The 15,899-nt window shown below is 70.5% G+C and carries 11 protein-coding genes; 4 read left to right on the top strand and 7 right to left on the bottom strand.

The genetic code is table 11. The features are described from left to right. Complete coding sequence (locus LMJ29_RS00445) at window positions 1-1,182, bottom strand: MFS transporter (protein ID WP_229602814.1); 1,182 nt, start codon at window positions 1,180-1,182, stop codon at window positions 1-3. Between the two features lie 160 nt (window positions 1,183-1,342). On the opposite strand from LMJ29_RS00445, the gene LMJ29_RS00450 reads away from it, so the two are divergent. The 4 genes from LMJ29_RS00450 to LMJ29_RS00465 all read left to right on the top strand — a co-directional run bounded on the left by LMJ29_RS00450 (window position 1,343) and on the right by LMJ29_RS00465 (window position 7,283). Continuing rightward, on the top strand, window positions 1,343-1,765 hold the full coding sequence (locus tag LMJ29_RS00450; protein ID WP_229602815.1) for an SRPBCC family protein: 423 nt from the start codon (window positions 1,343-1,345) through the stop codon (window positions 1,763-1,765). 292 nt (window positions 1,766-2,057) lie between these two features. After that, window positions 2,058-4,676: a sensor histidine kinase gene (locus LMJ29_RS00455; RefSeq protein ID WP_229602949.1), complete on the top strand. Its 2,619-nt coding sequence runs from the start codon at window positions 2,058-2,060 to the stop codon at window positions 4,674-4,676. Then, a complete protein-coding gene (locus tag LMJ29_RS00460; protein ID WP_229602816.1) occupies window positions 4,673-5,386 on the top strand; it encodes a response regulator in 714 nt (237 codons plus the stop codon). The genes LMJ29_RS00455 and LMJ29_RS00460 overlap by 4 nt, the downstream gene beginning before the upstream one ends. Continuing rightward, a complete protein-coding gene (locus LMJ29_RS00465; protein ID WP_229602818.1) occupies window positions 5,379-7,283 on the top strand; it encodes a potassium transporter Kup in 1,905 nt (634 codons plus the stop codon). Before LMJ29_RS00460 ends, LMJ29_RS00465 begins: the two co-directional genes overlap by 8 nt. A 49-nt stretch (window positions 7,284-7,332) precedes the next feature. On the opposite strand, the gene LMJ29_RS00470 is transcribed toward LMJ29_RS00465, so the two are convergent. The 6 genes from LMJ29_RS00470 to exaC form a co-directional block, all read right to left on the bottom strand. Next, entirely contained in the window at window positions 7,333-9,360 is a 2,028-nt protein-coding gene (locus LMJ29_RS00470; RefSeq protein WP_229602820.1) for a TonB-dependent receptor family protein, read from the bottom strand. A 200-nt stretch (window positions 9,361-9,560) separates the two neighbouring features. Continuing rightward, the gene (locus tag LMJ29_RS00475; RefSeq protein ID WP_229602821.1) at window positions 9,561-9,938 is read right to left on the bottom strand and encodes a DUF2946 family protein; all 378 of its coding nucleotides are present in this window, start codon (window positions 9,936-9,938) and stop codon (window positions 9,561-9,563) included. 95 nt (window positions 9,939-10,033) lie between these two features. Next, a complete protein-coding gene (gene eutC, locus LMJ29_RS00480; RefSeq protein ID WP_229602823.1) occupies window positions 10,034-10,840 on the bottom strand; it encodes an ethanolamine ammonia-lyase subunit EutC in 807 nt (268 codons plus the stop codon). A 127-nt stretch (window positions 10,841-10,967) separates the two neighbouring features. Further along, window positions 10,968-12,365, bottom strand: coding sequence for an ethanolamine ammonia-lyase subunit EutB (locus LMJ29_RS00485; protein ID WP_229602825.1), 1,398 nt, complete (start codon window positions 12,363-12,365; stop codon window positions 10,968-10,970). A gap of 88 nt (window positions 12,366-12,453) precedes the next feature. After that, window positions 12,454-13,821, bottom strand: coding sequence for an ethanolamine permease (eat, locus tag LMJ29_RS00490; protein ID WP_229602826.1), 1,368 nt, complete (start codon window positions 13,819-13,821; stop codon window positions 12,454-12,456). A 299-nt stretch (window positions 13,822-14,120) separates the two neighbouring features. Beyond that, complete coding sequence (gene exaC / locus LMJ29_RS00495) at window positions 14,121-15,641, bottom strand: acetaldehyde dehydrogenase ExaC (protein WP_229602827.1); 1,521 nt, start codon at window positions 15,639-15,641, stop codon at window positions 14,121-14,123. Window positions 15,642-15,899 lie beyond the last annotated feature (258 nt).

Raw genomic sequence — 15,899 nt, forward strand, 5'->3', positions numbered from 1 at the left:
TCACCCCGCTCGCCGCCACAGCAGCAATATCAGCGCCAGCGCCGCGAACAGCGCGCCGGCAAAAAAGGTCGTGGCGGCATCATACGTCTGCCACAGCCAGCCGGCGATGCCACTGGCCAGCAGCAGGGCGACGCCGCTGACCAGGTTGAACAGGCCGAAGGCGGTGCCCTTGAGTTCGGCCGGAGTGGTGTCGGCCACCAGGCTGGCGAGGATGCCCTGGCTGCAGCCCATGTGCAGGCCCCACAGGGCGACGCCGAGCAGCACCGGGACGACCGAGCCGGCCTGCGCCAGCACCAGGTCGGCGAGCACCAGCAGGATCAGCCCGCCACCGAGCAGGCGCTGGCGGCCGATGCGATCCGACAGCTTGCCCGCCGGGTAGGCCGACAGCATATAGAAGGCCGCCATCACCACCATCACCAGCGGCACCCAGCTGGCCGCGAAGCCGAGCTGCTGGGCGCGCAGCACCAGGAAGGCCTCGCTGAAGCGCGCCAGGGTGAACACCGCGCCGATCGCCACCACCCGCCAGTAGGCCGAGGAAAACTGGCGCAGGGCGTCGCGCCGGATCGGCGAGCGGAAGCGCCGCGCGCCGCCCGCGGGCGCCGGCTCCTCGACGCCCACGGCCAGCAGGACGACGCACAGCAGCGCCGGCAGCACGGCGAACCACAGCACCAGGGCGATGTCGTCGTCCAGCCAGAGCATCAGCCCGATGGCCAGCAGCGGGCCGACGAAGGCGCCGGCGGTATCCATCGACTGGCGCAGGCCGAAGCAGGCGCCGCGAATCTCTTCCGGCGCCACGTCGGCGATCAGCGCATCGCGCGGCGCCCCGCGAATGCCCTTGCCGATGCGGTCGAGCACGCGCGCGCCGAACACCACGCCGGCCGACTGCGCCAGCGGGAACAGCGGCTTGCTCAGCGCGGCCAGGCCATAGCCGAGCAGCAGCAGGCCCTTGCGCTTGCCGAGGTAGTCGCTGAGCGCGCCGGAGAACACCTTGACGATCAGCGCGGTGGCCTCGGCCACCCCCTCGATCAGACCGACGGTGAGCACGCCGACGCCCAGGGTGCCGACCAGGTACAGCGGCAGCAGGCTGTACACCAGCTCGGACGAGGCATCCATGAGCAGGCTGACCAAGCCCAGCGCCCAGACGGTACGCGGGATGCGCGGCAGCGATGGGGATGCGGCCATGGCCCGGACCTCCCAGCATGACAGGCACGGTGGCCCTGCTTGGCATCAGCGTAGCCGGCCGGGCGACCGGCGGTGCGGGCCATGCCGTTGCGCCGTTGGCGCCGGAGCGGGGGCTCTGCAAGACTGGATGGGGAGCCTTCCGCCCCCCGAGGTCGTCACCATGCTCCAGTCGGCACGAATCCTGACCATCGGCATCGACCGGCCGCTGTCGGAGGTGGCGGCCTTCCTCGCCGAGCCGCGCAATTTCCCGAGCTGGGCCAGCGGCCTGGCCGACGGCCTGGAACCCGCGGCGGACAGCTCCCTGCTCCCGCAGGCCGGCAGCGAGTGGCTGGCCAGCACGCCCCACGGCTGCCTGCGCATCCGCTTCAGCCCGGCCAACCCCTACGGCGTGGCCGATCACTGGGTCGAGCTGGAGGATGGCCGGGTCATCTACGTGCCACTGCGCGTGGTGGCCAACGGCGACGGCAGCACGGTGGCGCTGACCCTGTTCCACCGGCCGGACATGGACGCCGAGAGTTTCGCCGCCGATTGCGACTGGGTGCGCCGCGACCTGCTCACCCTGCGCCAGGTGCTGGGCGGCTGAGTCGGCGGCGGCTCTGCCGGGTCCGCGCTCGCCGGCCAGACGCGCTGCGGCCTTGCCGTTGCGCACCGTGCCGTGACTCGGCGCGGCGCCTTGCCGTGCCAGCGCGGTCGGCCACACTTGAGTCGATCGGCCCACCGCCCCGGCCAGGGCGACGCCCCCACCCACGCGCCCGGTTGCGTTTTTACTGATTCTTTACGCCCGACCGATCCCGCGGCGGAGGAGAATTCGCCCTGCATACTTCATGCTTGTGCCAGTAGCGGACTTATCCATGACTCCCAACCAAGGCGTGGCGATGATGAGCAGCGTGCGCGACGCGGAGACCAGCCGCGAACGACGCCGGCGCGGCCAGCTCACGGTGTTTCTCGGCGCCGCCCCCGGGGCGGGCAAGATCCTGGCCATGCTGCGCGCCGCGCAGGGCCAGGCGAACGCCGGCGTCGCCCTGCGCGTCGGCCTGGTCGAGGCGCGCGACGCCGAGAGCGCGGCGCTGCTCGCCGGCCTGCCGCAACAGGCGCCGCGCCGCGACGCCGCCCAGCGCGCCGAGCTGGATCTCGACGGCCTGCTCGCCGACCCGCCGGCGCTGACCCTGATCGCCGACCTGGCCCACGACAATCCCGCCGGCAGCCGCCATGCCCGGCGCTGGCAGGACGTGCAGGAACTGCTCGCCGCCGGCATCGACGTCTACGCCAGCCTCGACGTGCAGCACCTGGAAAGCCTCAACGACCAGGTGCGCGAGCTGACCGGCCAGCGCGTGCACGAGACGGTGCCCGACTGGCTGCTGCTGGAGGCCGACGAGCTGCTGCTGGTCGACCGTCCGCCGCGCGAGCTGCTGGCGCGCCACCACAGCGGCGAGGCCCGCCTGCCGGAGGCGCTGGCCAGCCTGGAGCGGCTGACCGCGCTGCGCGAGATGGCCCTGCAGTTCGCCGCGGCGCGCGTCGACGCCGACCTGCAGCGCTGCTACCGCCAGCACGGCGCGGACGCCCCGGCGGTGCTCGGGCGCCTCCTGGTCGCCGTTGACGGCAACGCCCAGGCCGAGCAGCTGGTGCGTCACGCCAGCCGCCTGGCGCAGCGCCGCCAGTTGCCCTGGAGCCTGGTCCACGTGGACACCGGCGCGGTGCTCGACGAGGCGGCGCGCCGCCAGCTGCAGGCCGCCCAGCGGCTGGCCGAGCAGCTCGGCGGTGAGGTGGTCAACCTGCGCGCCGGCGACGTCGTCACCACCCTGCTGCAGCACGCCGCCGAGCGCCGCGCCAACGTCCTGCTGATCGGCCCCAGCCGCCCCTGGCTGCTGCGCCCCGGCCTCGCCCGCGGCGTGGTCGGTCGCCTGCTGCGCCACGGCCAGGGCCTGGAGATCAGCGTCCTCAATACGCCGGGCGAGCCGTCGCCGAGCGCCGCCGCGCCGCGCACCGGGCGCCTGGCCGACTACCTGCTGGCGGTGCTGGCCACCCTGCTGGCCACGGCGGCGGCCTGGAGCATCTCGCACTTCCTGGAGCTGCCCAACATCTCCCTGGTGTTCCTCCTCGCCGTGCTGCTGGTCGGCGTGCGCAGCAGCCTCGGGCCGGCGCTGCTGTGCGCGGCGCTGTCGTTCCTCGCCTACGACCTGCTGTTCGTCTCGCCGACCTTCTCGCTGGACGTGCACCACCAGGAGGACATCCTCACCCTGCTGTTCTTCCTGGCGATGGCGGTGTTCACCGGCAACCTGGCCGCCCGCCAGCGCCGGCAGATGGACGCCCTGCGCGACGCCCAGGCGGAAACCGCCACGCTGTTCGAGCTGTCGCGCAAGCTCGGCGCCGCCACCGACCGCCAGGCGGTGCTCGACGCCGCCCTGCAGCAGCTCGCCGCCTGGCGCGACCTCGACTTCTGCCTGCTGGGCCGCAACGGTGGCGCGCTGCAGGTCGAGGCCGGCGCGACGGCCGTGCTCGACGACGAGGGCGAGCGCGCCGCCGCCGAATGGGCCTGGCAACACGGCCAGCCCAGCGGCCGCGGCACCCAGACCCTGGCCGACGGCCGCTGGTGGTGGCTGCCGCTGGCCGGCGGCGAAGCCCCGCTGGCCCTGCTCGGCGTGCACCGCAAGGCCGGCGGCACGCTGTCGGCCGCGCGCCGCCGCCTGCTCGCCGCGCTCGGCCAGCCGCTGGCGCAGGCGCTGGCCCGCGCGCAGCTGGCCCGGGAACTGGAGGGCGCGCGCCTGCAGACGGAAACCGAGCAGCTGCGCAGCGCCCTGCTCGCCTCGGTGTCCCACGACCTGCGCACCCCGCTGACGGTGATGCACGGCGCCATCGACAGCCTGCTGACCCTGGGCGAGCGGATCGGCCCCGCCGACCGCCACGAACTCTTGGAAAGCACCCGCAACGAGGCCGAGCGGCTCGATCGCTACATCCAGAACCTGCTCGACATGACCCGCCTGGGCCACGGCGGCCTCAAGCTGGAGCGCGACTGGGTGGCGCCGGCGGATATCGTCGCCAGCGCGCTGCAGCGCCTGCACCCGGTGCTGACGCCGCTGCGCCTGGAGACCGCGCTCGCCGACGAACTGCCGCTGCTCTACGTGCACGCCGCGCTGATCGAGCAGGCGCTGGTCAACGTGGTGGAGAACGCCGTGCGCTTCTCGCCGCCGGGCGGCCGCCTGCGCGTCGCGGTGGAGGCCGACGCGGACGAGCTGCGCATCGCGGTCGGCGACGAGGGGCCGGGTATCCCGCCGGCCGAGCGCGAGAAGATCTTCGACATGTTCTACACCGCGGCGCGCGGCGACCGCGGCGGCAAGGGCACCGGGCTGGGCCTGGCGATCTGCCAGGGCATCCTCGGCGCCCACGGCGGCGCGGTGACGGTGGACGACGGCCTGGGCGGGCGCGGCGCGACCCTGTGCCTGCACCTGCCGCTGCAGACCCAGCCCCAGCTCGGCGAGGCGGAGCGCGAAGCATGAGCGACAGACCCCAGAGCGTGCTGGTCATCGACGACGAGGCGCAGATCCGCATGATCCTGCGCATCAGCCTCACCGCCCACGGCTACCGGGTGCTGGAGGCCGGCAGCGGCCGCGAGGGCCTGGCGCTGGCCGCCCAGGCGCGCCCCGACCTCCTGGTGCTCGACCTCGGCCTGCCGGACATGGACGGCAAGGACGTGCTGGACGAGCTGCGCCGCTGGTCGCCGATGCCGGTGCTGGTGCTCTCGGTACGCGCCGGCGACACCGAGAAGGTGCTGTGCCTGGACGGCGGCGCCAACGACTACGTGACCAAGCCGTTCAGCATCCCCGAGTTCCTCGCCCGGGTGCGCGTGCTGCTGCGCGCGCCGCTGGCCGCCGGCCAGGTGGACGGCCCGGTGCGCTGTGGCGCGCTGCAGGTCGACCTCGCCGCCCGGCGGGTCAGCCTGAACAACGGCGACATCGCCCTGACCCCCAAGGAGTACGCCGTGCTGGCCGCCCTGGCCCGCCAGCCGGGACGGGTGGTCACCCAGCAGCAGCTGCTCAAGGACATCTGGGGGCCGACCCACGTGGAAGACAGTCACTACCTGCGCGTGGTGGTCGGCCACCTGCGCCAGAAGCTCGGCGACGACCCCGCCGAGCCGCAGTACATCGCGACCGAGGCCGGCATCGGCTACCGGTTGCGCGAACAATCTCAGGAGCAAGGCCATGACTGACACCGCGCTGCCCGCCAACCACGAGCAACCGCATCCACCCTCCTCGGCGCTGAGCCTGCTGGTCGCCGCCACCGGCGTGGTCTACGGCGACATCGGCACCAGCCCGCTGTACACCCTCAAGGAGGTGTTCTCCGGGCAGTACGGGGTGCAGGTCAACCACGACGGCGTGCTCGGCATCCTCTCGCTGATCTTCTGGTCGCTGATCTGGATCGTCTCGCTCAAGTACGTGCTGTTCATCCTGCGCGCCGACAACGAGGGCGAAGGCGGGGTGATGGCGCTGACCGCCCTCGCCCGCCGCGCCGCGGCGGGCCATCCGCGCCTGGCGTCGGTGCTGGTGCTGCTCGGCCTGCTCGGCGCCGCGCTGTTCTACGGCGACAGCATGATCACCCCGGCGATCTCGGTGCTGTCAGCGGTCGAGGGCCTGGACGTGGCGCTGCCGGGGCTGTCCCACTGGGTGCTGCCGGTCACCGTGATATTGCTGATCGGCCTGTTCCTGATCCAGAAGCACGGCACCGCGCGCATCGGCATCCTGTTCGGGCCGATCATGGTGACCTGGTTCGTGGTGCTCGGCGCCCTCGGCGTGTACGGCATCCGCCACAACCCCGAGGTGCTGCTGGCGCTCAATCCGTGGTGGGCGCTGAACTTCTTCGTCGCCCATCCGGGCCTGGGCGTGGCCATCCTCGGCGCCGTGGTGCTGGCGCTGACCGGCGCCGAGGCGCTGTACGCCGACATGGGCCACTTCGGCCGCAAGCCGATCGCCCGCGCCTGGTTCTCGCTGGTGCTGCCGGGGCTGGTGCTCAACTACTTCGGCCAGGGCGCCCTGCTGCTGGAAGACGCCGAGGCGGCGCGCAACCCCTTCTACCTGCTGGCGCCGGAGTGGGCGCTGCTGCCGATGGTGGTGCTGGCCTCGCTGGCCACCATCATCGCCTCGCAGGCGGTGATTTCCGGCGCCTTCTCGCTGACCCAGCAGGCGATCCAGCTCGGCTACGTGCCGCGCATGCAGATCCAGCACACCTCCAGCGCCGAGCAGGGGCAGATCTACATCGGCGTGATCAACTGGGCGCTGATGGCCGGCGTGTTGCTGCTGGTGCTCGGCTTCGGCTCGTCCGGCGCGCTGGCCGCGGCCTACGGCGTGGCGGTGACCACCACCATGCTGATCGACACCCTGCTGGTGGCCTCGGTGATGCTGATGATGTGGAAATTCCCGCGCATCCTGGCGATCCCCTTGCTGCTGTGCTTCCTGTTCGTCGACAGCCTGTTCTTCGCCGCCAACGTGCCGAAGATCTTCCAGGGCGGCGCCTTCCCGGTGGTGGCCGGTATCGTCCTGTTCACCCTGATGACCACCTGGAAGAGCGGCAAGCAGTTGCTGTTCGCGCGCCTGGACGAAACCGCGCTGCCGCTGCCGGTGTTCATCGACAGTATCTGCCTGCAGCCGCCGCACCGCGTCGACGGCACCGCGGTGTTCCTCACCGCCAGGCCGGACGCCGTGCCGCACGCCCTGCTGCACAACCTGCTGCACAACCAGGTGCTGCACAATCAGGTGGTGCTGCTCACCGTGGTGACCGAGGACAGCCCGCGCCTGCCCGACAACCGCCGCTTCGAGGTGGACAGCTACGGCGAGGGCTTCTTCCGCATCATCCTGCACTTCGGCTTCATGGAAGAACCCGACGTGCCGGCCACGCTGCGCCAGCTGCGCCACGACGGCCTGGACTTCACCCCGATGCGCACCACCTACTTCCTCAGCCGGGAAACCGTGATCCCCAGCAAGCGCATCGGCATGGCCAACTGGCGCGAGAAGCTGTTCGCCTTCCAGCAGCGCAACTCCAACAGCAGCATGCGTTACTTCAAGCTGCCGGTGAACCGGGTGATCGAGCTGGGCACCCAGGTGGAAATCTGACCGCGCCGGCGCTGGCGAGGGTTTCCCCCCGCCAGCGCCGGCAAGGCTGTTACATCCGCCACTCCAGGCCGAGGTACAGGCTGCGCCCGTCGCCGGGGAGGAACTGGGCGCTGTCCAGGCCCTTGGCGTCGGCGATCACCCCGGTGGTGGCGACATAGTTGCGGTCGGCCAGGTTGCGCCCCTCGACGAAGAAGCCCCAGCCCTCGCCCGGCCGGTAGCCGCCCTTCAGGCCCCAGATCGCGTAGCCGTCGGCGTACAGGCTCTGCGCGTGGTCGACCGCGTAGTGGCTGGGCACCCACTCGAAGGTCGGCCCGGCGTACCAGCCGTCCTGCTGCCACAGCGCCTCGCCCTTGACGAACTGGCGCGGCACGCCGCCCAGGCGGTTGTCGCCGTACACCGCGTCGTCGTCGAAGCGGAAGTCGTTGAACAGGTACTGGCCGCGCAGCACCAGCCGGCCGAGGGTCCAGGCGCCGCCCAGCTCGACGCCCTGGTGGACGGTGCGCTCGGCGTTGACCGTGCCCAGCGGATCGCCGTTGGCGTCGTTGAGCGCCAGCAACTCGTCGCGGATCGCGCTGCGGTACACCGCCAGGTCCAGGTCGAGATCGCCGCGCGCCCAGCGCAGGCCGGCCTCCCAGGTGTTGGCGCGCTGTTCGTCGTTCTGGGTGATCACCTGGCCGCCGGTCAGCTCGCTGAAGGTCGGCGGTTCCATGCTCTGGCTGAAGTTGGCGAACAGCTGGACGTCCGCGGCCAGGTCGTGGCGCAGGCCGAGGCGGCCGATGCGCCCGCTGTAGGTGGCGTCGAACGACTCGTCGCGGCCGCTGACCAGGCGGTCGTCGACCTCGCGCTGCTGGTGCAGCCAGGCGGCGCCGGCGACCAGCGCCCAGCGCTCGGCCAGCGGCACCTCCAGCTCGGCGAAGGCGTTCAGGTTGCGCGCGGTCTGCTGCAGTTCGTTGAGCTTGGCGCCCTTGTGGCCGCCGACGTTGCGATAGCGCGAGTCCCGGTTGCGCCCGTGGCTGGTCTCGACGCCGCCGCTCCAGCGCCAGCCGTCGCCGCTGTCCCACTTGTGGGAGAGGCGCAGGCCGTAGTCCTCGCTGTTGACGTCGAGCACCTGGTAGATCGGGTGCAGCAGCGACTTCTCGCTGTAGTAGCTGGCCAGCTCCAGACGGTGGCCGCCGCCCAGCTGCAGGTGGGTGAGGTTGCCGATGCGGTCGAGGGTGAAGTCGCGGCGCTGGTCGCCGCTGATATTGCCCGCCGCGGCCTGCTCCGGGTTATTGCGCAGCTGGGCCTTGGTCAGGTTGCCGGGCAGTTCGGAGTCGGTTTCCACGTGAGTCAGGTAGAAGCGGGTGGCCAGATCCTCGTTGAGCGTGCCGCCCAGATTGGCGAAGTAGCGCTGGTTGTCCTGGCGGGCGTGGTCGCGGAAGCCGTCCTGGGACGAGTCGGAGAAGCTCAGGTAGCCATCCCAGTCGCCAAACTCCTCGGCCACCGCGCCGTACAGCCGCTGGTAGGCAAAGCTGCCGGCCTCGACGCGCAGGTCGACCGGCGCCGCCGTGCGGCCGGTGGGGGCGACGAAGTTGATCGCCCCGCCCAGGTTGGCCGCGCCGTAGCGCCAGGCGTTGGCGCCGCGCAGCACCTCGATGTGATCGACCGCCAGCGGCTCGACGGCCTGGAAGTCGAAGCTGCCGTCGGCCAGGTTGAGCGGCGCGCCGTCCTGCATCAGCAGCAGGCCGCGGCCGTGGAAGGTGCGCTGCAGGCCGGAACCGCGGATCGACAGGCGCGCCTCCTCGGCGCCGAAGCGCGGCTGGACGAACACCCCGGGCGCGAGGCCCAAGGCGTCCTGCAGGGTGCTGCTGCGCCCGCTCTTGTAGGTCTCGGCGTCGACCACGGCGGCGGCGCCGGGAATCTGCGCGAACTCGGCGCGCTTCTCGGCCAGCGTCGGCGCGGTCGGGTCGCTCGGCTGGCCCTTGCTGACGACGATGGGCTGCAGCTCGACGACTTCGGGCCGGGCCTCCTCGGCGTGGGCGGTCGAGGCCAGCGCGATGGCGAGGGCGAGCAGGCTCGGAATGGGCAGGTGACGCATGGTGATCTCCAGATGCTTTGTTCGCTTCCATGGACCTGCCGGCGATGCCACGGGAGGCGGCGGCGGAGCGGGCGCGCACCGGCAACAGCCGCGGGGCATGGCGGGCAGGCAAGACGGTCGGGGGACAGGGGCACGCGCGCAGACGGCCGCAACGGATCAGCCGGAAGCCGACCCGCCACGGTCACGGCGGCGCGGGGAGATCAGGGGGCGCGGGGATTGGCCGGCGGCCAGGCGTGGCGCGGCGGCGTGCCGCCGCGCTGCAGCGCGGTGCTGCGCCAGCGCCGTTGCGGGCGCAGCCACGGGCCGAGGGCCAGCAGCAGGGGCAGCGCGAGGAGCACGAAGGAGCTGCAGCAGGAGCAGCCGAACAGGTCGAGCGCGTCGCCGGGGGCGGGTTCGTCGAAGCCGCTGTCCAGCACCGGACCGGGGTTGTCCTGCAGGGAGCAGAAGGCGCCGCCGACACCATTGAGCTGCAGACCGGCCATCTGCCCGTGACCCAGGCTGCAGGCGAACAGCGCCAGCAGGAGGCTGCAGTACAGCACCCAGGCGGTCAGCATGCGGTCGGTCGACGAGAAGCTCATGGAGTGCGGGATGATCCGGCGGGCACGACGAAGCGGCGCGCGATTATCCGGGCTGGCCGGCGCCCGCGCCTGCGACCGGGCGCCGCACCCCGCGTTCAGCGCCCTTCCAGCAGGAAATTGCCCTGGCCGCTGCCGGCCAGGCTCGGCACCTCGGCCTCGTCCTTGAGATCGACCCCCGACAGCTGGCGGCGGCAGGCCTCGCGCATCAGGTACATCAGGCGGAATGCGGCCATGCCGTAGCTGAGGCCTTCCAGGCGCACGTTGGAGATGCAGTTGCGATAGGCATCGGTGAGGCCGACCTTGGGCCCGTAGGTGAAGTACAGGCCCAGGCTGTCCGGCGAGCTGAGGCCAGGGCGCTCGCCGATCAGGATCACCGTCATCTTCGCGCCGAGCAGCTCGCCGACCTCGTCGGCCACCGCCACCCGGCCCTGCTCGACCAGGCTCACCGGCGCCAGCGACCAGCCTTCGGCGCGCACCTGTTCGAGCAGACGGTCGAGGAATGGCAGGCTGTGGCGCTGCACCGCCAGCGCCGACAGGCCGTCGGCGACGACGATGGCCAGGTCGCAGCCGCCGCCCTGCGTCGCGGCGTGCTCGCGCAGGAGCTGCGCGGAGTCGGCGTGCAGGCGGCGGCCGAGGTCGGGACGCTGCAGGTAGGTGTCGCGGTCCTTCGCCGCGCTGTGCAGGCGCAGGCAGTCGAGACCGAGCGAACCGAGCGATTCACCCAGCGCCGCGAGGTCGAGCGGGGTATGCACGGCGTCGCGCGCCTGCGCGTGGGCGAACTGGAAGTCGAGCTGCGCGCGGCTCGGCAGGCTGGTGCCGGCGCGACCGAGGGCGATGCGTGCCGGCGTCAGGTTGCGCAGCTGCTGCCAGGGGTTCTCGGTGGCGGGGGACTTGTCGGACATCGGGTACCTCATCGGATCTTGGCGTTACACAAGGCGGATGACCGCCAGCGCCCCAGGCTGCGACTGAGCTTTGCGTGTAGGGGCGAATGAATTCGCCCCTACAGGCGTGGGCCGCGCACGGCGAATGTCATGGACCGAGCTGCGCCAGCGCCTGGCGGAACGCCGGCGGCAGCTCGTCACCCAGGCGCACGCGGCCGCCCTGCTGGTGCAGGATGCCCATGCGCGCCAGCCAGGCCTCGAACTCCGGCGCGGCGCGCAGGCCGAGCACCTGGCGGGCGTACAGCGCGTCGTGGAACGAGGTGGTCTGGTAGTTGAGCATCACGTCGTCGGAGCCGGGGATGCCCATGATGAAGTTGATCCCCGCCGCGCCGAGCAGGGTCAGCAGCATGTCCATGTCGTCCTGGTCGGCCTCGGCATGGTTGGTGTAGCAGATGTCGCAGCCCATCGGCACGCCGAGCAGCTTGGCGCAGAAGTGGTCCTCGAGGCCGGCGCGGATGATCTGCTTGCCGTTGTACAAATACTCCGGGCCGATGAAGCCGACCACGGTGTTGACCAGGAACGGCTTGAAGTGGCGGGCCACCGCGTAGGCGCGGGTCTCGCAGGTCTGCTGGTCGCAGCCGTGGTGGGCGTTGGCCGACAGCGCGCTGCCCTGGCCGGTCTCGAAGTACATCAGGTTGTTGCCGACGGTGCCGCGCTTGAGGGACAGGCCGGCCTCGTAGCCTTCCTGCAGCACCTTCAGATCGATGCCGAAGCTGGCGTTGGCCGCCTGGGTGCCGGCGATCGACTGGAACACCAGGTCGAGCGGCGCGCCGCGCTCGATGGCGGCGATCGAGCTGGTGACGTGGGTCAGCACGCAGGACTGGGTGGGGATCTCGTAGCGCTGGATCACCGCGTCGAGCATCTCCAGCAAGGTGCAGATCGAGCCCATGCTGTCGGTGGCCGGGTTGATGCCGATCATCGCGTCGCCGTTGCCGTAGAGCAGGCCGTCGAGGGTGCTGGCGGCGATGCCGGCCGGATCGTCGGTCGGATGGTTGGGCTGCAGACGGGTGGACATCCGCCCGCGCAGGCCCTGGGTGTTGCGGAAACGGGTGACCACGCGGATCTTCTGCGCCACCAGGATCAGGTCCTGCACGCGCATGATCTTCGATACCGCGGCGGCCATCTCCGGGGTCAGGCCCGGCGCCAGGGCGGCCAGCGCGGCCTCGTTGGCCGCATCGCCCAGCAGCCAGTCGCGCAGGCCGCCGACGGTGAGGTGGCTGACCGGCGCGAAGGCCAGGGCGTCATGGGTGTCGATGATCAGCCGGGTGACCTCGTCCACCTCGTAGGGGATCACCGCCTCGATCAAAAAGTGCTTGAGCGGCACCTCGGCCAGCGCCATCTGCGCGGCAACCCGCTCGGCGGCGCTGGCGGCGGCGACGCCGGCCAGGTAGTCGCCGGAGCGCGCCGGGGTGGCCTTGGCCATCAGCTCGCGCAGGCTGTCGAAGCGCCAGGTCTGGCCGCCGACGGTGTGGGAAAAGCTTGCCATCTCAGTCTCCGTTCGCGGGGTCGACGCCGCCGTGGGCGCGTCGACCGATTCCGTGCGCCGGACCCGCCCGCGGCGGGCCCGGCGGCGCTCAGGCGCGGTTCAGCAGCGCATCGACCGGCGCGCTGGCGCGGTGGTGGGCGGTGAACTGGAACCAGACGAAGCCGGCCACCATGAAGCCCAGGAACACCAGGCTGATCAGGGTGTTGAACCAGACCATCGCCAGCAGGCAGACCACCGCCAGGACCAGGGCGATCGCCGGCACCACCGGATAGCCCGGGGCGCGGAAGCTGCGCTCCAGGTGCGGTTCGGTGCGGCGCAGCTTGAACAGGCTGAGCATGCTGATGATGTACATGACGATAGCCCCGAACACCGACATGGTGATCATCGCCGCGGTCAGGCTCATGCCCTGCAGGCTGACCAGGCCGTCGCTGTAGATCGCCGCGATGCCGACCACGCCGCCGGCGAGGATCGCCCGGTGCGGGGTCTGGAAGCGCGACAGCTTGGCCAGGCCGCGCGGCAGGTAGCCGGCGCGGGCCAGGGCGAAGAACTGCCGCGAGTAGCCGAGAATGATGCCGTGGAAGCTGGCCACCAGGCCGAACAGGCCGATCCACACCAGCATGTGCATCCAGGTCGAGTCGTTGCCGACCACCGCCTTCATCGCCTGCGGCAGCGGGTCGTTGATGTTGGACAGCTGGCGCCAGTCGCCGACGCCGCCGGCCATGATCATCACGCCGATGGCGAGGAACACCAGGGTGAGGATGCCGGCGATGTAGGCGCGCGGAATGGTGCGTTTCGGGTCCTTGGCCTCCTCGGCGGCCATGGCCGCGCCCTCGATGGCGAGGAAGAACCAGATGGCGAAGGGAATGGCGGCGAAGATGCCGGAGATGGCCTGGCCGCCGAACTCGTTGGAGCCGGCCCAGCCGTTGAGCACGAAGTTGCTGAAGCTGAAGCCCGGCGCCACCACGCCCATGAACACCAGCAGCTCGGCCACCGCCAGCACGGTGACCACCAGCTCGAAGGCGGCGGCGATACTGACGCCGACGATGTTCAGGCCCATGAACACGAAGTAGGCCCCAACCGCGGCGTGCTTGGGATCGAGATCCGGGTACTGCACGTTGAGGTAGGCGCCGATGGCCATGGCGATGGCCGGCGGGGCGAAGACGAACTCGATCAGCGTGGCGATCCCGGCGATCAGTCCGCCCTTCTCGCCGAAGGCGCGCCGGCTGTAGGCGAACGGGCCGCCGGCGTGGGGGATAGCGGTGGTCAGCTCGGTGAAGCTGAAGATGAAGCAGGTATACATGGTCGCCACCAGCAGGGCGGTGACCAGAAAGCCCAGGGTGCCGGCGGTGCCCCAGCCGTAGCTCCAGCCGAAGTACTCGCCGGAAATCACCAGGCCGACGGCGATGCCCCACAGATGCAGGGTGCCCAGGGTGGGTTTGAGTTGGTTAGCGGTCATGCTGATCTCCCATCGATGCAGTCATGTGCCGGGATATTCCCGGCATGATGGACAGTTCCCGTGTAGTTGTCTTTCTTTCCGGTTTGGCGGCACTGTCACGGGCGCAGATGGCAGGCGCCCGCCGGCGCGCGACCTGGGCCGCGCGCCGGGGGATATCCATCGCCTGTTCACGGTCTTGCGAGCTAGGGTCAGGCAAGGCGAAATCGGTTGAGGAAGCGGAGTTTGCTCGCTGCAAATGAGCATTCCGAAACCGATTTCAACGCAGCATGACCGACGCGCAGCTGATCGTGGACAGGCGATCAGAAGAAACCCAAAGGCTTGATGTCATAGCTGACCAGCAGGTTCTTGGTCTGCTGGTAGTGGTCGAGCATCATCTTGTGGGTCTCGCGGCCCACGCCGGATTTCTTGTAGCCACCGAACGCGGCGTGCGCCGGGTACAGGTGGTAGCAGTTGGTCCACACGCGACCGGCCTTGATGCCGCGACCCATGCGGTAGGCACGGTTGATGTCGCGGGTCCACACGCCGGCGCCCAGGCCGAACTCGGTGTCGTTGGCGATCGCCAGCGCCTCGGCCTCGTCCTTGAAGGTGGTCACGCCGACCACCGGGCCGAAGATCTCCTCCTGGAACACGCGCATGTCGTTGGTGCCCTTGATCAGGGTCGGCTGGATGTAGTAGCCGCTGGCCAGGCTGCCCTCGAGCTTCTCGGCGGCGCCGCCGGTGAGGATCTGCGCACCCTCGGTGCGGGCCACCTCGAAGTAGGAGAGGATCTTCTCGAACTGCTGGTCGGAGGCCTGGGCGCCCACCATGGTGGTGGTGTCCAGCGGGTTGCCGCGCTTGATCTGGCCGATCTTCTTCATCACCACGGCCATGAAGTCTTCGTAGATCGACTCCTGGATCAGCGCGCGCGACGGGCAGGTGCACACCTCGCCCTGGTTGAAGAAGGCCAGCACCAGGCCTTCGGCGGCCTTCTCGATGAACTCGGGCTCCGCGCGCATGATGTCTTCGAAGAAGATGTTCGGGCTCTTGCCGCCCAGCTCGACGGTGCTCGGAATGATGTTCTCGGCGGCGCAACGCATGATGTGCGAGCCGACCGGGGTGGAGCCGGTGAAGGCGATCTTGGCGATGCGGGTGCTGGTGGCCAGCGCCTGGCCGGCTTCGCGGCCGAAGCCCTGGACGATGTTGAGCACGCCGGCCGGCAGCAGGTCGCCGATCAGCTCGATCAGCACCATGATCGACAGCGGGGTCTGCTCGGCGGGCTTGAGCACGATGCAGTTGCCGGCGGCCAGCGCCGGGGCCAGCTTCCAGGCGGCCATCAGCAGCGGGAAGTTCCACGGGATGATCTGGCCGACCACGCCCAGCGGCTCGTGGAAGTGGTAGGCGGCGGTGGTGTCGTTAATCTCGGCGGCGCTGCCTTCCTGGGCGCGGATGCAGCCGGCGAAGTAGCGGAAGTGGTCGGCGGCCAGCGGTACGTCGGCGTTGAGGGTCTCGCGCACGGCCTTGCCGTTGTCCCAGGTCTCGGCGACGGCGAGCACTTCCAGGTTCTGCTCGATGCGGTCGGCGATCTTCAAGAGGATCAGCGCACGGTCCTGCACGGAGGTGCGGGCCCAGCCGTCGGCGGCGGCGTGGGCGGCGTCCAGCGCCAGCTCGATGTCTTCGGCGGTGGAGCGGGGGAATTCGGCGATCACCTCGCCGGTGACCGGCGTGGTGTTGGTGAAGTACTGGCCCTTGACCGGCGCGACGAACTCGCCGCCGATGTAGTTGCCGTAGCGCGGCTTGAAGGAAACGATGGCGCCGGCAGTACCCGGTTGTGCGTAGATCATGCTGGTTCTCCGAAACGATTCTTGTAGTTGTGGCGGTGCGCGAACGGCTCGCGGGACTTTCCCTCGCCCGTCGCGTTTCGCTGCGGCCTGGGATCGATCATGCACCGCAGCCGCCTCCCCGACTTGACCGGGAGGACCAGGCGCTGTCGTCTGAAGTCAACTTTTCCGCTCGTGGGGCGAGCTGTCACCTGCGGTCAACTCGCGGGCACCGGCGCGGTTCGCGTGTTTCCAAACCACCCGTTTGCTGCACCAGCGTGG

The organism is Pseudomonas oryzagri, assembly GCF_020831405.1.
Classification (GTDB): domain Bacteria; phylum Pseudomonadota; class Gammaproteobacteria; order Pseudomonadales; family Pseudomonadaceae; genus Geopseudomonas; species Geopseudomonas oryzagri.